Annotated in this window: 14 protein-coding genes and 1 pseudogene; 9 read left to right on the forward strand and 6 right to left on the reverse strand. The window is 67.0% G+C overall.

Annotation, left to right across the window (positions count from 1 at the left end):
* Window positions 1-49 precede the first annotated feature (49 nt).
* From BX604_RS16815 to BX604_RS16835, 5 genes are all read left to right on the forward strand, one after another.
* Window positions 50-1384 (forward strand): NAD(P)/FAD-dependent oxidoreductase, encoded by a 1335-nt coding sequence (locus BX604_RS16815; protein ID WP_098551778.1) that lies wholly within the window; start codon window positions 50-52, stop codon window positions 1382-1384.
* Between the two features lie 60 nt (window positions 1385-1444).
* Window positions 1445-2569, forward strand: coding sequence for a potassium channel family protein (locus tag BX604_RS16820; RefSeq protein ID WP_098551779.1), 1125 nt, complete (start codon window positions 1445-1447; stop codon window positions 2567-2569).
* Window positions 2570-2876: 307 nt separating this feature from the next.
* Window positions 2877-3482, forward strand: a complete 606-nt coding sequence (locus BX604_RS16825; protein ID WP_098551780.1) for a M17 family peptidase N-terminal domain-containing protein — start codon at window positions 2877-2879, stop codon at window positions 3480-3482.
* 154 nt (window positions 3483-3636) lie between these two features.
* Window positions 3637-5115 carry a sensor domain-containing diguanylate cyclase gene (locus BX604_RS16830; RefSeq protein ID WP_098551781.1) on the forward strand — a complete coding sequence of 493 codons (1479 nt, stop codon included), beginning with the start codon at window positions 3637-3639 and terminating at the stop codon, window positions 5113-5115.
* A 207-nt stretch (window positions 5116-5322) separates the two neighbouring features.
* On the forward strand, window positions 5323-6753 hold the full coding sequence (locus tag BX604_RS16835; RefSeq protein ID WP_098551782.1) for an MFS transporter: 1431 nt from the start codon (window positions 5323-5325) through the stop codon (window positions 6751-6753).
* A gap of 25 nt (window positions 6754-6778) precedes the next feature.
* On the opposite strand, the gene BX604_RS16840 is transcribed toward BX604_RS16835, so the two are convergent.
* Complete coding sequence (locus BX604_RS16840; protein ID WP_098551783.1) at window positions 6779-7483, reverse strand: alpha/beta fold hydrolase; 705 nt, start codon at window positions 7481-7483, stop codon at window positions 6779-6781.
* Between the two features lie 63 nt (window positions 7484-7546).
* On the reverse strand, window positions 7547-8524 hold the full coding sequence (locus BX604_RS16845) for a helix-turn-helix domain-containing GNAT family N-acetyltransferase (protein WP_098551784.1): 978 nt from the start codon (window positions 8522-8524) through the stop codon (window positions 7547-7549).
* 220 nt (window positions 8525-8744) lie between these two features.
* On the opposite strand from BX604_RS16845, the gene BX604_RS16850 reads away from it, so the two are divergent.
* Together BX604_RS16850 and BX604_RS40000 are read left to right on the forward strand one after the other, a co-directional pair.
* Window positions 8745-9077 (forward strand): cupin domain-containing protein, encoded by a 333-nt coding sequence (locus BX604_RS16850; RefSeq protein ID WP_098551785.1) that lies wholly within the window; start codon window positions 8745-8747, stop codon window positions 9075-9077.
* Between the two features lie 21 nt (window positions 9078-9098).
* Window positions 9099-9308: pseudogene (locus BX604_RS40000) on the forward strand (H-NS family nucleoid-associated regulatory protein); the annotation flags it as partial.
* On the opposite strand, the gene BX604_RS16860 reads toward BX604_RS40000, so the two are convergent.
* Window positions 9271-10029, reverse strand: coding sequence for an SDR family oxidoreductase (locus BX604_RS16860; protein WP_096499903.1), 759 nt, complete (start codon window positions 10027-10029; stop codon window positions 9271-9273). The pseudogene BX604_RS40000 and the gene BX604_RS16860 overlap by 38 nt on opposite strands.
* A gap of 115 nt (window positions 10030-10144) precedes the next feature.
* Entirely contained in the window at window positions 10145-11089 is a 945-nt protein-coding gene (locus BX604_RS16865) for a LysR family transcriptional regulator (protein ID WP_098551786.1), read from the reverse strand.
* A gap of 183 nt (window positions 11090-11272) precedes the next feature.
* On the opposite strand from BX604_RS16865, the gene BX604_RS16870 reads away from it, so the two are divergent.
* Entirely contained in the window at window positions 11273-12487 is a 1215-nt protein-coding gene (locus BX604_RS16870; protein WP_098552929.1) for an FAD-dependent monooxygenase, read from the forward strand.
* A gap of 90 nt (window positions 12488-12577) precedes the next feature.
* Here BX604_RS16870 and BX604_RS16875 read toward each other — a convergent pair whose 3' ends face one another.
* Both BX604_RS16875 and BX604_RS16880 read right to left on the reverse strand, forming a co-directional pair.
* Entirely contained in the window at window positions 12578-13978 is a 1401-nt protein-coding gene (locus tag BX604_RS16875; protein ID WP_098551787.1) for an LLM class flavin-dependent oxidoreductase, read from the reverse strand.
* Window positions 13975-15234: an acyl-CoA dehydrogenase family protein gene (locus BX604_RS16880; protein WP_098551788.1), complete on the reverse strand. Its 1260-nt coding sequence runs from the start codon at window positions 15232-15234 to the stop codon at window positions 13975-13977. The genes BX604_RS16875 and BX604_RS16880 overlap by 4 nt, the downstream gene beginning before the upstream one ends.
* Window positions 15235-15519: 285 nt before the next feature.
* Here BX604_RS16880 and BX604_RS16885 point away from each other — a divergent pair, with 285 nt between their 5' ends.
* Window positions 15520-16758, forward strand: coding sequence for an SfnB family sulfur acquisition oxidoreductase (locus tag BX604_RS16885; RefSeq protein WP_098551789.1), 1239 nt, complete (start codon window positions 15520-15522; stop codon window positions 16756-16758).
* The last annotated feature ends 112 nt before the right edge of the window (window positions 16759-16870 follow it).

The raw sequence follows: 16870 nt of genomic DNA on the forward strand, positions 1-16870 counted from the left end.
TCGCGTATGTCGATGCCTGCGCCGGGCGTATCGACGCCAACAGAGAACAATGACGACAACCTATCCGTTGCATGATGCATTGAGCCACGCCGATACGGCGTTTCCGGCCGAAGCCGACATCGTGATCGCCGGGGCCGGCATCATGGGTTGCGCGGCCGCGTACTACCTCGGGCTGCGCGGCCTGAAGGCCGTCGTGCTCGACAAGTCGCGCATCGCCGGCCAGCAATCGACCCGCGCATGGGGGTTCGTGCGCCAGCAGGGCCGCGAGTCCGCCGAAGTGCCGCTGATGATGGCCGGCATGCGGATCTGGGAAGGGCTCGAGCAGGCGCTCGGCTTCGATCTCGAATGGCGGCAGGGCGGCTGCCTGTACATGGCCGGCAACGAAGACGACTGGTCATCGTTCCAGGCATGGCTCGCCGTCGCACGCGAACACGGGCTCGACACGCGCACGCTCACGCGTGCGGAAATCGACGCGCGCGTGAGCGGCCTGTCGACGCAGGCGCGCACGCTCGGCGGGCTGTACACCGCAACCGACGGGCAGGCCGAGCCGCGCCGTGTAGCCGCCGCGTTCGCGGCGCGCGCGATCGAAGCCGGCGCGCGCTTCTTCGAAGGCTGCGGCGTGACGGCGATCGAGACGGCCGGCGGCGCGGTCGTCGGCGTCGCGACCGAGCGCGGCACGATCCGCACGCGGCGCGTGATCTGCGCGGCCGGCGCGACCAGCTTCCGGTTGCTCGACGGCGTCGGCATCCGGCTGCCGCAGCAGGCCGTGCGCGGCACCTGCATGCGCACCAACGTGCTGCCCGACGTGTCCGCGTCGACGATCTGGGGGCATGGGCTCGGCATCCGGCAACGCAAGAGCGGCGCGATCAATCTCGCCGACGACATGCAGGTCGATGTCGACATGACGCTCGGCCACTTGCGCGGGTTGAGCCTGTTCTGGCCGGAGTTCTGGTCGCAGCGCGAGAAATTCCGTTTGCATCTGAATACGGCGGCGTGGCGCGATGCCTGCGCGCGCATCGGCGGCCGGGTCGACCCGATCGAGCCGCGCGATCCGCAGCCGCAGCCGAATCGCGCGCATGCGCCGCGCGCGCTCGCGAAGCTCAAGGCGATCTTCCCCGCGCTGAAGGATGCGCAGATCGTCGAGGCGTGGGCCGGCCTGATCGACGTGCTGCCCGACGGCATTCCGGTGATCGATGCGCCCGGCACGCCGTCCGGGCTCGCGATCGCGACCGGGTTCTGCGGGCATGGCTTCGCGATGGGGCCGATCGTCGGCCGGCTGCTGGCCGAATGGGTCGACACCGGCGCACCGTCGCTCGATCTTTCGGCGTTCCGTGCGCAGCGTTTCGTCGACGGCACGATGGTTCGGCCGCGCAGCATGCTGTAACGCCGACGCCCGCATGTTCCCGTCGTAGAATCGAGCTCGCATCGTTCAGGAGAATCCTCGTTGGCAACGCCTTCCCAGCGCCGCTCGTTGCGTTCGCGCCTGCGTCGCGCCCGTGACCCGTGGCAGGCGCCGCGCACGCGCACGCTGTTCACCCGTCCCGCGACGTCGCCGCGCCGGACGCTGCTGTTCCGTCTCGGCGCGGTCGTGCTGCTGTGCATGCTCGCGTTCCTCGTGCTGTATCTCGACCGCGACGGGCTGCGCGATTCCACCAAGAGCACGCCGATGAACGTCGCCGATCTCGTGTACTTCACGATGGTCACGGTCGCGACGGTCGGCTACGGCGATATCGTGCCGGTCACGGCGCGCGCGCGTCTGATCGACGCGTTCTTCATCGTGCCGATCCGCATCGGCATCTGGTTCATCTTCCTGGGCACGGCCTATCAATTCGTGATCCAGCGCGTCATCGAGGAATTCCGCATGAAACGCTTGCAGAAGCAACTGTCCGATCACATCGTGGTGTGCGGTTACGGCCTGTCGGGATCGATCGCCGTACGCGAGCTGCTCGAAAGCGGCGTCGATCCGTCGACGATCATCGTGATCGATGCGCAGCAGCAGGCGCTCGAGGCCGCGACGTCGCTCGGCGTAACCGGGCTGCTCGGCGATCCCGCACATGAGGATCTGCTGCAGCAGGCGCAGGTGCGCTCGGCGAAGGCCGTGATCATCTCGGTGACCGACGATCCGACCGCGATCCTGCTGACGCTGTCGGTGCGCAGCATCGCGCCCGAGACGAAGATCGTCGTGCGCATCCAGGAGAACCTGTATCAGCGACAACTGCGGCAGGCCGGTGCCGACGTGATCGTGTCGTCGACGAAGATCGGCGCGCTGCTGCTCGCGGATGCGGTGCATAGCCGCTACATCGTGCCGTTCGTGAACGACATGCTGTCGACGCGCGGGCGGGCGACGCTACTGGAACGTGAGGCACTGCCGCACGAGATCGGCTGCATGACGAACGTCGTGCCCGGCGCGATCGTCGTCGGGCTCGATCGCTGCGGGAAGATTCTGTCGTTTTACGAGGATCCGCCGTGCCGGATCGAGGCGGGCGATACGCTGGTCGTGATTCAGTCGGCGAGGATCCCGGATCCGGACATTGATGGTGTCGGGCGCGGCACTGGGCCACGGCCATGAGCGCATGTGGGGCGACGTTCGGCGCCGCATTGATCGCGTTCCATCATGCTCGGCGTGCAGTTCTGTCGCTGGATGCGGACTGCGGAATCATGTCGTGACGCGTCGATGGGGTGTTCAGTCCCAAAGGGCCGCCGGCATGTGCAAGAATGATTCTTGCCGCTACGCTTGACCCGACCTGTGGGTCGGCGACACGTCCGCAAACGATGGCGAGTAGATTGTGGGCGTTTGGCACACGCATCGCGGCCGCAGATTTGTGCGGGTTGCGAGATAGTTGGACCGAGCAGGCCGACCTTACGGGAGAGACGATATGGTTCCTCGACAGATCATCGGTAGTTGGCGGGATGTGTCCTTCGAGGTCGCAGCATGGGATGGCGTCGGCGCACAAGTCGATCTCTCCTGCGGCTGCATGTTCGCCCACGAGGCGACGGCCGACGGTCCGACGGGCGGACTCCACCATCTCGACGTCGCCCTCTTGGGTGCGCTCACCGACCTGCGGCGCGAAGGTCATTTTCTTGCCGCGCCGATGGAAACGCTGTTGATCGACCTCCCGCCCGCCGGCATTGCCGCGCGCACCATACTGCTGGTCGGACTCGGTGATCCGGCAAGCTGGACGATCGAAAGAACCGCGGATGCCGCCGCCACGGCCGCGCGGACGGCGATGCATCACGGCGTCGAAAGCGCAGCCTTTGCGCCGAGCGTACTCGACGGCGGGCTGACGACCGCGGCCACCGCAGGCATGCCGCAAGCCATGGTGAGCGCCGTGGTGGCCGCGATCGACACCCGGTATCGGCTCGCGGAGCGCGGTCTTGCTGCGCCCCCGTCACTGCGCCGCTGGGTCTTCGACGTGGGCGCGGCGCGCTTCGACGGCGCCGTGGAGCATTTCGGCAACGCGCTGGCCGCTGCACGGACTTGACCGACTCGATCTGGTCGGGCGCGAACGACCCGGTATCGACATCCCGATGTCGCGCCATGACCAGGCAGCCCCCGCTTGATATGCCCCCTCTGTTTTTTAGTATCCAGTAGTCGCATCGTGCACCCGCACACAAGCTTGGTCACCGAGGAGACACATGCAATCCAGGTCTGCGGCTCCCTATACCATCGTCGTGATCGGCATCGTGGTCGCTTGTGCATTGATGGGTCTGTGCGTGCTGCAACTGTTCCAGAGCCGCAACGACGCGCTCGAGCGGGCGAGCGAAACCTCCCGCAATCTCGGCCTGATCGCCGAGCGCGACATCCAGCGCAACTTCGAACTCTACGACCCGTCGCTACAGGCGGTCATCCAGGGGCTTCGACGTCCCGACGTGATGAATGCGCCGCCGGGCTTGCGGCGTGCCGTGCTGTTCGACAACGCGATGACCGCACAATTTCTCGGCTCGATGCTGGTGCTCGATGCCGGCGGCAACATCGTCCTCGATTCGGCCAACGACGTGCCGCGCCACGGCAATTTCGCCGATCGCAAGTACTTCACCGTCCACCGCGACGATCCGAATGTCGGGCTCTACGTCAGCGACCCGTTCCCGTCGCGTCTGCGCGGGGGCTCGCTCAGCGTCGGCCTCACGCGGCGGATCTCGAACCCGGACGGCTCGTTCGCCGGCGTCGTGCTCATCGCGGTCAACCTCGAATATTTCCATCAACTGTTTGCCGGCCTGTCGCTCGGACAGCACGGTTCGATCTCGCTGATCGGCAACGACGGCGTGATGGTGATGCGCCAGCCGTACGACGTCCACACCATCGGTCGCGACATCAGTCAGGCCGCGACCTTCCGGCGGTTCCAGGCCGCGCGGGAGGGGGTGTTTTCGGAAACCTCGTCGCTCGACGGCGTGCGTCGTCTCTACTACTTCAGACACTTGCCGAAGCTGCCGCTGATGATCATGGTCGCGGAAGCGGAGCCGGACATCTACGCCGCGTGGCGGCACCGGGCCACCACGATCGGCGCGCTGGTAGCGACGTTCGGCGCCGCGTTCATCGCGGTGTCCATCATGCTCGGCACGCAATTGCGGCGCCGCATGCGCGCCGAGTCGGAACTCGTGCTGCTCGCGCGCACCGACGGCCTCACCGGCCTGAACAATCGCCGCAGCTTCGCGGAAGTGCTGGATCGCGAATGGCGTCGTGCGCGGCGAGCGCGATCGGTTTTCTCTTTGCTGTTCGTCGATGTCGACCGCTTCAAGGCCTATAACGATACCTACGGCCACCAGGCGGGCGACGACGCACTGGCGGCGGTGGCACGCTGTATCGGCGACAACATCCGCCGGCCGGCCGATACTGCGGCCCGCTACGGCGGCGAGGAATTCGTCGTGCTGCTCCCGGATACTTCCGAGACGGGCGCCGCCCAGATCGCCGAACGCATTCGCGCGGCGATCGACGGGCTGCCGCTCGAGCACGCCGGCAGCGAATACGGGCACGTCACCGCCAGTATCGGCCTGGCGAGCTGGACGCCCGAGCACGATGCGCAAGCCGAAGCCGTGATCAAGGCCGCCGACGAGGCGCTGTACTACGCGAAGGCGAACGGCCGGAACCGGGTGGCGGCCTTTCACGCACCGGCGTGACGCGGGGCGCCGGACGCCGGCATGCAGCGGCCGCACGTACACGTCCGCAAGACTTTATGACGCACACCGAATAATTTATCGGTTTATATCGGTTGGGATAACCGGATCGCAAGAACAGAATCTTCGCTTCCGGAGCCCGGCACGCGCGTGTCGGGTTCCTGTCTCCGTGCAGACATCGCCGGCTATCCGGCGGAACAAGGGAATGCGATGAGTTCGATCGATCTGAATGCTGCTATCACGCCGGTTTCCGCGCCCATCCGCTCCGCGAGCGACGTGGCACGCCTGATCAACACGACGGACAGCGCCGTCAGCCATGCGCGGATGATCGTGCTGCTCGCGCTCGGCGGGGTGTTTCTCGATGCGTACGACCTGACGACGCTGTCGTACGGCATCGACGACGTCGCGCGCGAGTTCGGCCTGACGCCCGCGCTGACCGGGCTGGTCGGGTCGGCGATCATGATCGGCACGATCTTCGGCAGCCTGCTCGGCGGCTGGCTCACCGACAGGATCGGCCGCTATCAGGTGTTCATGGCCGACATGCTGTTCTTCGTGATCGCGGCGATCGCGGCCGGGCTCGCGCCGAACGTGTGGGTGCTGATCGGCGCGCGCTTCGTGATGGGGCTCGGCGTCGGCATCGACCTGCCCGTCGCGATGGCGTTTCTCGCGGAGTTCTCGAAGTTCAGCGGCCGCGGCAACAAGGCGTCGCGGCTCGCCGCGTGGTGCCCGATGTGGTACGTGGCGTCGTCGGTCTGCTTCCTGCTGATCTTCGGGCTGTACTTCCTGCTGCCGGCCGAGCATGCGGGCTGGCTGTGGCGCGCGTCGCTGATCTTCGGCGCGGTGCCCGCGCTCGTCATCATCCTGGTGCGCAATCGCTTCATGAACGAATCGCCGCTGTGGGCCGCGAATCAGGGCGACCTCGCCAATGCCGCGCGCATTCTTCGCGAGTCGTACGGGATTCACGCCCACGAGGCGGAGGACGCGCCACGCGCGCCGAGCCAGCCGCCGGTGCGGATACGCGTGCTGTTCCAGCGCCCGTATCTAGGCCGCACGATCGTCGCCAGCGTGATGAACCTGTGCATTCCGTTCGAATACACGGCGATCGCGTTCTTCCTGCCGTCGATCCTGTCGCAGTTCCTCGGCGCGGGCGTGTTCGAGACGATCGCCGCGTCGCTTGCGCTGAACGTGCTGTTCGCGTTCACCGGCGGTTTGCTGGGCATGCGACTCGCGTATCGCTATCCGTCGCGCCATGTCGCGATCGCGGGCTTCGCACTGCAGTGCGTCGCACTCGTCGCGCTCGCGCTGGCCGGGCATCCGCACGGCGCGATCGCGATCGGCGTCGTGTTGTTGATGCTCGGTACCTGGCTGTTCGCCGAGGGCTTCGGGCCCGGTGCGCAGATGATGATCTATCCGACGCTGTCGTACCCGGCGGCGATCCGCGGCACCGGGGTCGGCTTCGGGCGTTCGCTGTGCGGCATCGGGCAGGCGCTTGCGCTGTTCGTGCTGCCGATCCTGCAGGCCCGGCTCGGCACGGACATGTTCTGGGTCGTCGCGGTCAGCGCGGCCACGCCGATCGTGTTTCTGCTGATCGTGCGTCACGAACCGACGGCGCGGGATATCGACGACGAGACGGCTGCGTGACAGGCGGCGTGAGCGGATCGGTGCGTCAACGTGCGGACAAGGGCGTCAGGCCGGACTCGATCAACCATCGACGCGCGATCGCCGTGCATCGCGACGGGCGCTCCAGGGTCGGAAAATGGCCGCACGCGTCGATCGATTCGAAGCGGGCATGCGGCATCGATGCGGCGATGCGGCGGCCGACGTCGACGGGAACGAAACGGTCCGCGTTGCCCCAGACGAGCAACGTCGGGATCCGCGTCGATGCGAGCGTGGACCAGCGATCCATCCGCGTCGACGTTGCATCGGATTGCCGTGCGAACACGTCGGCACCGGCATCGCGCGCCATCTGAACGAATGTCGTTCTCGCCGCGATGTCGTCGGCGGGGATGGCGTTCTCGGCGAATTCCGCGATCACGCGCTCATGTTCGCCGGAGCGGATTCTGCGACTCGTGGCGCGCGCCGACGCCGGATCCGGATGGGCGCCGGGCTGACAGTTCATCAACCAGAGGCCTCGAACGCGATCGGGCATCCTGGCGAGAACTTCGAGTGCCAGACAGCCGCCATACGCGGTGCCTGCGAGGATGAACGACCCTTCCGTGACGGACAGCAGGTGCTCGGCGCTTTCCGCGAAGGTCGGGTGCGACAGCACGTGCACGGACGGCAACACAAGATCGCTCAGCCCGTCGACCTGCGCCGCATACATTCGTGCGTCGCATGGCATGGCCGGCAAGAAGACAAGAGGGAGCGGCATCGTGGCAGGCGGGTTCGTTCGAGGCGGGCGGTTTCCCGATGAAGGGCGGTGCGGGGCCGTGCGCTAGCCGCCCGATTTTCGCCGGCTGAAGCGTTGCTCGACGACCTCGGTTCCCCATTGCGAGCCTGCCGATTCGCCGGTCAGCGCGAAGCCGAACGATTCGTACAGGTGACGTGCCGAATCGAGTCCCTTGAATGTCCAGAGATACGTCTCGTCGAACTGCTGCTCGTCGACGAACCTCATGGCAAGCGTCATGAGCTGCCGCCCGATTCCCGAGCCGCGCAACGCATCGTCGACGATGAACCATCGCAAGTGCGCGATGCCCGACATCTTGTCTCCATCGATGGCGAGAGAGGCGAGCGTGCGGCCATTTTCCGCGCAGAGCCAGAGCGCCTTGCCTGCGGCCGGGAGCGCGCCCGCAAATTCGGCGAGTTCGGTCGCAACCTTCTTCTCGAAGAACGCGCCGAATCCCCAGTGTTCCGAATAGAACCGTGCGTGAAGGCTTGCTATGTCGCCGATGCAGCCGGGCCGGTAGCCGTCGAGGATCTGCGCGGCGTTCTGCTTCGCGGCTGGCGGTGTCGCAACGTTGTCCTGCGCCAGCGCGTCGCTATAAAGCGCGAGCGAGCGGATCAGGTTTTGCTGGTCTGCCGGAACCATGCGACGTAGCGCATTCGACACCTGATGGGTCGCAAACTGGTCGATTTTCTCCCGGAGCTTTTGCCCGTCGGCGGTCAGGTACAACTCGGTCGCGCGCGCATCGTCGGGCGAGACGCGGCGCGTCACGAAGCCGGCTGCTTCCAGTCGGGCAAGCTGTCGGCTCGTATTCGATTTGTCGAGCCGAAGGATATTGCCGAGATCCTTTGCGCTGATACCGGGCGCCATTCCGATTTCGAGCACGGCGTGAACGGCCGATGGCGCGAGGTCGCTGTCGGCCAATGTCGTGCGCATGAAACCCAGTTCACGGACCAGTTTCCGGGAAAAGTCGCGAAGCTCGAGGATCGTTGCGTCGCGAGTCTTGGCGGGAATATCGATGAGGTCCATGATCAGCCCGGGAAAGTTGCGGTTCGCAAGTCATATTAGTTGCGATGCGCAACTTGTCAAGGCGGTTTTGTCGCTGGGGCGCGTTTCGTCGGGTATGTCGGTGACCATCCTGACGGGTGCGCCGAGTTGATACCCGCAAAACGAGTTCGCCCCGACGACGGTCGCCACGCTACAGTGGACGTCAACCGCCTTCACGCGGAGGGCGACGGGAGGTCGAATCATGCAGCTTCAAACCGGCAACCTGTTCGGCATCGAACGGACCCGAAGCGACGACGAGCAGGTCGACGTACTCGTCGCCGGATCGCGCCTGAACGTCGAGCGGATCGTGTCGATGGGGCACACGAGTCCCGACGGATTCTGGTACGACGACCCGCGCGCGGAGTGGGTTGCGTTACTGTCCGGCGCGGCCGCGCTCGAATTTGAAGGCGATCCGGCGCTGCACGACATGCGCCGCGGCGACTACGTGCTGATCGAACCGCATTGCCGGCATCGTGTCGCGTGGACGCATCCGGAAGAGCCGACCGTATGGCTCGCGATTTATCACGACCGCTGAACGCCGGGGCGCTATCGCGATCCGGCGAGCGGCAACGAATGGAGCGGGCGCGGTAACGCGCCGCTCTGGATCCGGGGCAAGGATCGTCGTCGGTTCGTCATCGTCAAGCCGCCGTCGATGGGCAGGAAGACGAGGAGGGGAGTAACGGAACAGGCGGTGCGCGGCAACGCCCGGTCGATCCCTGCGATCCCGTTTATCCACGCCCCACGAACGGCATCGTCGTCGCCATGATCGTCATGTTCAGGATGTTCGTATCCAGCGGCAGATTCGCCATCTGAACGACCGCGTTCGCCACGTGCGTGACATCCATCCGCGCCTCGGGCGCCATGCGTCCGTCGGCCTGCAGCACGCCGTCCGTCATCCGGTCCGTCAGCGATGTCGCCGCGTTGCCGATGTCGATCTGGCCGCACGCGATGTTGTACGCGCGACCGTCGAGGGCGAGCGACTTGGTGATGCCGGCCACCGCATGCTTGGTGGCCGTGTACGCGATCGTGTTCGGGCGCGGCGTATAGGCCGAGATCGAACCGTTGTTGATGATCCGGCCACCCTGCGGCGTTTGCGCTTTCATCACGCGCCATGCGGCGCGTGCGCACAGAAAGACGCCCGTCAGGTTCGTCGCGACGACGGCGTTCCACACGTCGAATGCATATTCGTCGAGTGCAACGGCCGGCGCGTTGCGGCCGGCGTTGTTGAAGAGCACGTCGAGCCGGCCGAACTGCTGCGCGATCTGCGCGAACGCGTGATCGACCGACGCTTCGTCGGTGACGTCGGCCGGAAACACGTGCGCGTCGCCGTGAGCGGCGACGATTGCCTCTTTCGTTTCACGCAACGATTCTTCGCGGCGTCCGATCAGTGCGACGGTAAATCCCGCGCCGGCGAGTGCGATCGCCGCGGCACGACCGATGCCGGATCCGGCGCCCGTGACGGCTGCGAATTTCTGCGAGACAGACATGACTTGATTCCCTGCGGGTTGGGGTGACGAAAGAGGCGGCAAGAGCGCGATGGCATCGCCGTGCGCCGGTTGAAGCGACATCGTACCGCGCACGGCCGGTTCGCGGCGCGGGCCGCTATTTCCTGCGTGCCGGCGCGGGTTTTCGTCCGCGCGTTTCGGCTTCCGAGAACAGGCTGACCACGACCTCCCGCAACCACCGGTTGCCTTCGTCCTGATTCACGCGCGTGTGCCACAGCATATGAATCGGCGCACCCGGCAGCGTGACGGGCAACGCCCGCCAGCTCAGCGAAAACGGCGCGGCGAGTTGCAGCGCGAGATGCTCGGGCACGGTCGCGATCAGGTCGGTGCGTTGCAGGATATAGCCGACGCTCATGAAATGCGGGACCGTGAGCCGCACGCGGCGCTTGACGCGTCGCCGCTTCAGCCATTCGTCGACCTGCCCGTGGCCGGTGCCGGCCGACACCACGACCAGGTGCTCGGCTTCCCGCCATGCGTCGACCGTGAGGGGCGCGTCCTCGAGCGGATGCCCGCGGCGGAACAGGCACACGTACCGCTGATCGAACAGCCGGCGCTGATAGAACCCGCCCTGCAATTGCGGCAGCAGCCCGATCGCGAGATCGACGCGGCCATCGGCCATTTCGTCGCTGAGGTTCACGCTCGTGTTGCGCACCGTATTGAGCGCGATGCCCGGCGCCGCTTTCGACAGATGTTCGAGCAACGCGGGCAGGAACACGACTTCGCCGATATCGGTCATCCCGATCGTCATCGTGCGCGACGCGCGTAGCGGATCGAAACCCGTCTCCGGATTGAGCGCGGCGTGCAGCGTCGACAGCGCCTGCGCAACCGGCTCGGCCAGCCGCAACGCGAACGGCGTCGGGACCACGCCGCCGGGCCCGCGCACGAACAGCGGATCGCCGAGCCGGCGACGCAGCTTCGCGAGCGCGTTGCTCACGCCCGGCTGGCTCATGTTCATCTGCTCGGCGACGCTCGACACACGCCGCTCCTGCATCAGCCGCTGAAAAAGCAGCAGCAGATTGAGGTCGATCTCGCTCAGTTCCATGGTGTCGCCGTGTTCCCGGTCATTGCGTTCAGTGATGAAGCAGATTCCCTGCATTTTATTGTGGGATGAGGGTTGGCTGCTGACAATACCGATACGGCGCATGCATTCGACACGCGCGCAGAGCAGGCCACGCGCGCCGCGGCCTCGATAACTGACTATCTGAATACCGGAGACACCTTCATCATGCAGACCCATCTGAACATCGCGATCGTCGGCGCCGGCATCGGCGGCCTGACCCTGGCGCTTGCGTTGCGCGAGCGCGGCATCGACGCGCAACTGTACGAGCAGACCGACGTGCTGCGCGAGGTCGGAGCGGCCGTCGCGCTGTCGGCGAATGCGACGCGCTTCTACGAGCGGATGGGATTACGTTCCGCTTTCGACGCGGTGTGCGCGGAAATCCCGGCGCTCGTCTATCGCGACGGCCGCAGCGGGGCGGTCATCGGCCATCATCGCGGCGCACCCGACTATCGCCGGCAGTTCGGCGGGTCGTACTGGGGCGTGCATCGTGCGGATCTGCAGGCGATCCTGTCGCAGGCCGTCGGGGTCGAGCAGATCCATCTGGGCCATCGGCTGGTCGATCTCGCGCAGCATCCGGATCGCGTGACGCTGACGTTCGACAACGGCAAGCGCGTCGATGCCGATCTCGTGATCGGCGCGGACGGCGCGCGTTCGATCACGCGGCGCTGGATGCTCGGCTACGACGACGTGCTGTATTCGGGGTGTTCGGGTTTTCGCGGCGTGGTGCCGGCCGAGCGGATGGACTTGCTGCCTGATCCGGAAACCATCCAGTTCTGGGTCGGACCGCACGGCCACCTGCTGCACTATCCGATCGGCGACAACGGCGACCAGAATTTCCTGCTGGTCGAGCGTCATCCGTCGCCGTGGCCGTCGCGCGAGTGGGTCATGCCGGCCGAAGAGGGCGAGCAGTTGCGCCTGTTCAAGGACTGGCACCCGGCGGTGGTGCAGATGATCACCGCGGTGCCGGTCAGCCAGCGCTGGGGGCTGTTCCACCGGCCGCCGCTCGGCCGCTGGAGCCGCGGGCGCGTGACGCTGATCGGCGACGCCGCGCATGCGCTGGTGCCGCATCACGGGCAGGGCGCGAACCAGTCGATCGAGGATGCGGTGGTGCTGGCCGAGCAACTGGCGAAGGCCGGACCGGGCAACTGGCGCGAGGCGCAGGAAGCGTACGAGCGGCTGCGGCGCGGTCGCACGCGCAAGGTGCAGTACGCGTCGATCACGGCCGCCGACGTGCTGCATCTGCCCGACGGGCCGGCCGCGCAGGCGCGCAATGCACGGCTCGGCGAACGCGACAGCGTGCTGCATCACCTGGACTGGATTCACGATTTCGACGCGCTCGCCGACGAGCCGAACGAGCGCCAGGGCGGGACGTGGCTTTGATCGGCCGCGCATGGCGCGACCGGCCCGGCGCGCACGCGGGCGGTTGCCGCCAGGCCCGGCTGACCCGCGCGCGGGCCGGCCGCATGGCCCTCACGCGTAGTCGGCCACCTGTTCGGCGTCGCGCTTGACCTGCTCGATGTCGCGAAACCGCGCAGCCGGATGCGCGTCCGGCAACCGCGCGGCGCGGCCGAACAGCTTCTCGCGCAGCGTGCCGGGCGTGTATCCGGTCGGGTAGACGCCGCGCCGCTGCAACTCCGGCACGAGGTAGCGCACGATGTCCTCGAACGTTTCGTGCGCCACGGCGTACGCGAGATTGAAGCCGTCGACGTCGGTTGCGGCGACCCATTCCTGCAGGATGTCCGCGACCGTCTGCGCGGAGCCGACGAACACGGGGCCCATCCCGCCGATGCCGCCCCACGCGGCCAGTGCCTCGATCGTCCACGCGGTGTCGCCGCCGGCCAGGTGCTCGACGGCCGATACGATCGCATTCGTTTCGACGCGCCTGACGGGATCGGTCGGCGCGTACTGGCCGAAGTCGATGCCGGTCCAGCCGGACATGAACACGAGCGAGCCGTCGTACGACACGTAGCGGCGATATTCGTCGAACTTCGCCTGCGCCTTCTCGTCGGTTTCGTCGACGATCACCGTGACGAGGTTGTAGATCAGCACGTCGCGCGGGTCGCGCCCCGCGGCCGCGGCCTGCGCGCGCACGTCGGCGACATAGCGCGCGAGTTGCGGGCGGGTGGGCGCGGCGACGAACACGCATTCGGCGTGTTGCGCGGCGAACGCCTTGCCGGGGCCGGACGCGCCGGCCTGGAACAGCACCGGCGTACGCTGCGGCGACGGCTCGCACAGGTGATAGCCGGGCACGTCGAAGAAGCGCCCCTTGTGGCCGATCTCGTGCACTTTCTCCGGATGCGTGAACACGCGGCCGTCGCGATCGCGCACGACCGCGCCGTCTTCCCAGCTCCCTTCGAACAGCTTGTACAGCACCTCGACATATTCGGCCGCGACCGCATAGCGATCGTCATGCGTGCGCAGCCCGTTGTCGCCGATGTTTTTCGCGCCGCTTTCCAGGTACGACGTGACGATGTTCCAGGCGAGCCGGCCCTTGGTGTGATGGTCGGCCGTCGACAGGCGGCGCGCGAACGTGTACGGATGCTCGAATGTCGTCGACGCGGTGATGCCGATGCCGAGATGCTCGGTCGCCATCGCGATCGGCGCGGCGAGCTGCAGCGGATCGTTGACCGGAATCTGCGCGGCCTGGTGCAGCGCGTGATAGTTGCTGCCCTGGTAGACGTCGTAATAGCCGATCACGTCCGCGATGAAGATCGCATCGAAGATCCCGCGTTCGAGCACGCGGGCGAGATCGGTCCAGTAGTCGAGGTCCTTGTACTGCCACGAGCGGTCGCGCGGATGCGCCCACAGCCCCGGCGACTGATGGCCGACGCAGTTCATCTCGAACGCGTTGAAGCGAATGGTCTTGCTCATCGGGCCGCTCCCGTTTCCGTGCCGGCACGTGTACCGTCGCCGACGCGCCAGACGAACGGCGGCGTGCGTCCGTTGATGATCCAGTCACCGACGATCCGCGCCTTGTAGACGAGCGGATTGTGCGACGACACCGTGCGCGCATTGCGCCAGTGGCGGTCGAGCGCGGTGGTGCTGCGCGTCGCGGATGCGCCGAGCGCATCGAACAGTCGCGTCGCCGCGCGCAACACGAGTTCCGACACGACGAGCTGGCTCTGCGCGGATTCGATTTCGGCCGCGACGTTCGCGTCGTGTTCGGCTGCGTCGTCGTCGCCGAAGCGTGCGACGTACGCACGTTGCAGCGGCTGCGCGGCGCGCAGCGCGAGCGCGTCGGCCGCATACGCCCACGACGCGATTTCGCCGATCACCTGCTGGAGCTGCGCGTCGTCGCCGGCGCGTGCCGCGTTGCCGTGGCTGTACACGCGCGTGCGGCCGCGCACGAGTTCGCCCGCGTCGCGCACGATCGCATGGCCGATGCCGGCCAGCGTCGCGACGTGGAACAGCTGGTAGAACGCGGTCTGATACTTGAAGCGGCGGCCGAAGTCGATCACGTGGTCGGCGTCGACCGCCGCATCCTCGAAGCGCGTCGTGCCGCTGCCGGTCGTCGTCTGGCCGAAGCCGTCCCAGTCGTCTTCGCGGATCACGCCGGGCTGTGCCGTGGCGACGGCGACGATCACGTCGCTGCCGTCGTGCGCGCGCTGCGCGAATACGTCGATCCAGTCGGCGAACAGGCTGCCGGTGCTGTAGAACTTGCGGCCGTTCAGCACGAGCCGGCCGTTTTGCTCCGACACCTTCGTGATGGTCTGGCCGAGCGGCACGTCGCCGGCCTCCGACCACGCGTTGCCGACCAGCTGGCCGTTCGCGAAGCGGTCGAACCACGCGCTGCGCTGCGGCCCGGGCGGCGCGTTCAGCCAGTCCTCGACGAACGCGAAGTGGCCGCGCAGCGCCTGCGGCAGATTGGAATCGGCCGTGGCGAGCTCGGTCAGCAACTGGAACAGTTGCGGCAGCGACGCACCGTCGCCGCCGTCGCGCACCGGCAGCCGTATCGCGCCGAAGCCGGCGTCCTTCAGCCAGCCGATCGCGTCGTGCGGCAGTTCGCGGCGGCGGTCGCGCTCGGCGGTGCCGGCCGCGATGCGCTCGAAGATCGGCCTGAAGCGGCTCGCGAGTGCGTCGTAGTCGGCGCCGGTGGAAAGATCGGTGTCTGCGTGCGACGAAGTCATGCGTGTTCCTCGAAGGGCGGGGCCGTTTGCACCGGGAGACCCAGTATAGGAAGCGGGACGCGAGCGTTCCAATAACGGATTCGCAGATCGTTATCGTCGATACGCATTACGCGCGCCGGCTACGCGGGCATATCGACGTCAGCGCGTCGATTGCGACGTCGAAACGTGGAGGCGGGCACCATGTCGTTTGTTATCCGAAGGAATAACGTTACGAGAATCGCTCGGTTTGCCGGCCCGCGACGCACTGCTAGATTGAATGCTTTCGTCATCCATCAGGAGAGCCCGATGTCCGATACGAGCGCCACGATTCACGAGCCGCCGGCCGACGCGACACCGCAGGTCGCCCGCGTGATCGCCGACGATGCACAGGCGATCGCGGCCGCGCATGCGCTGGCGCAGCGGCTCGCGCAAGGCGCGGCCGAGCGCGATCGCGAGCGCCGGTTGCCGCGCGACGAGATCGAATGGTTTTCGCAGTCGGGGTTGTGGGCGATCACGGTGCCGAAGGCCTACGGCGGCGCGGGCGTGTCGCATGTGACGCTCACCGAGGTGATCAAGATCATCGCGGCGGCCGACGGGTCGCTCGGGCAGTTGCCGCAGAATCATTTCGGGCTGGTCGACGTGATCGCGCTGGTCGGCAGCGACGCGCAGAAGCGCCATTTCTTCGCCGAGATCCTGAGCGGCAAGCGGTTCGGCAACGGCTTCTCGGAGAAGGGTACGAAGCACGTGCTCGACCTGAAGACGCGCGTGCGCCGCGACGGCGACGACCATGTCGTCGACGGCACCAAGTTCTATTCGACGGGCGCGCTGTTCGCGCATTACGTGCCGGTGCTCGGCCTCGACGATGCGCAGCAGGCGTGGCTCGCATACGTGCCGCAGCCGACGCCCGGGCTCACCGTGATCGACGACTGGTCGGGCTTCGGCCAGCGCACCACCGCGAGCGGCACGGTCGTGCTCGATCGCGTGCGCGTGCCGGCGTCGCACGTGCTGCCCGCGCAGCGCGTATCGGACGAGCCGACGCTCAACGGCCCGCTGTCGCAGATCATCCAGGCGGCGATCGACGCAGGTATCGCGAAGGCGGCCATCGCCGATACGGAGGCGTTCGTGCGCACCCGCACGCGCCCGTGGGTCGACAGCGGCGTGGAGCGGGCCACCGACGATCCGCTGATCGTGCGCGAAATCGGCCGACTGCATATCCAGCTTCATGCGGCGGAAGCGCTGCTCGAACGCGCGGCGCGCACGCTGGACGAGATCGGTGCGCGCGGCACGGTGACGGACGACGACGTTGCGCGCGCATCCGTCGCGGTCGGCGAAGCGAAGGTGCTGACGACGGAAATCGCGCTGCTCGCGGGCGAGAAGCTGTTCGAGCTGGCCGGCACGCAGTCGACGCTCGCCGAACACAATCTCGATCGCCACTGGCGCAACGCGCGCACGCATACGCTGCACGATCCGGTGCGCTGGAAATATCACCTCGTCGGCAACTACTACCTGAATGGCGTGCGTCCGGCGCGCCATGCGTGGAATTGAACGTCGCGCGCGACCGCGCACCGATCGGGCGTCGCGCCCCGGGGCCGCGGCGCAGTGCAACTCAGTTCAGTTCAGGATGACGTGGAGGGTGACGCGTCACGCACGCGTCGCG

The sequence above is a fragment of the Burkholderia sp. JKS000303 genome, from assembly GCF_002563755.1.
In the GTDB taxonomy this organism is placed as follows: Bacteria; Pseudomonadota; Gammaproteobacteria; order Burkholderiales; family Burkholderiaceae; genus Burkholderia; species Burkholderia anthina_B.

What these genes read in the sequence shown, in the direction of transcription:
- BX604_RS16815 (WP_098551778.1), top strand. Translation starts at nt 50, where the DNA reads ATGACGACAACCTATCCGTTGCATGATGCATTGAGCCACGCCGATACG.
- BX604_RS16825 (WP_098551780.1), top strand. Translation starts at nt 2,877, where the DNA reads ATGGTTCCTCGACAGATCATCGGTAGTTGGCGGGATGTGTCCTTCGAG.
- BX604_RS16830 (WP_098551781.1), top strand. Translation starts at nt 3,637, where the DNA reads ATGCAATCCAGGTCTGCGGCTCCCTATACCATCGTCGTGATCGGCATC.
- BX604_RS16835 (WP_098551782.1), top strand. Translation starts at nt 5,323, where the DNA reads ATGAGTTCGATCGATCTGAATGCTGCTATCACGCCGGTTTCCGCGCCC.
- BX604_RS16840 (WP_098551783.1), bottom strand. Translation starts at nt 7,483, where the DNA reads ATGCCGCTCCCTCTTGTCTTCTTGCCGGCCATGCCATGCGACGCACGA.
- BX604_RS16845 (WP_098551784.1), bottom strand. Translation starts at nt 8,524, where the DNA reads ATGGACCTCATCGATATTCCCGCCAAGACTCGCGACGCAACGATCCTC.
- BX604_RS16850 (WP_098551785.1), top strand. Translation starts at nt 8,745, where the DNA reads ATGCAGCTTCAAACCGGCAACCTGTTCGGCATCGAACGGACCCGAAGC.
- BX604_RS16860 (WP_096499903.1), bottom strand. Translation starts at nt 10,029, where the DNA reads ATGTCTGTCTCGCAGAAATTCGCAGCCGTCACGGGCGCCGGATCCGGC.
- BX604_RS16865 (WP_098551786.1), bottom strand. Translation starts at nt 11,089, where the DNA reads ATGGAACTGAGCGAGATCGACCTCAATCTGCTGCTGCTTTTTCAGCGG.
- BX604_RS16870 (WP_098552929.1), top strand. Translation starts at nt 11,273, where the DNA reads ATGCAGACCCATCTGAACATCGCGATCGTCGGCGCCGGCATCGGCGGC.
- BX604_RS16875 (WP_098551787.1), bottom strand. Translation starts at nt 13,978, where the DNA reads ATGAGCAAGACCATTCGCTTCAACGCGTTCGAGATGAACTGCGTCGGC.
- BX604_RS16880 (WP_098551788.1), bottom strand. Translation starts at nt 15,234, where the DNA reads ATGACTTCGTCGCACGCAGACACCGATCTTTCCACCGGCGCCGACTAC.
- BX604_RS16885 (WP_098551789.1), top strand. Translation starts at nt 15,520, where the DNA reads ATGTCCGATACGAGCGCCACGATTCACGAGCCGCCGGCCGACGCGACA.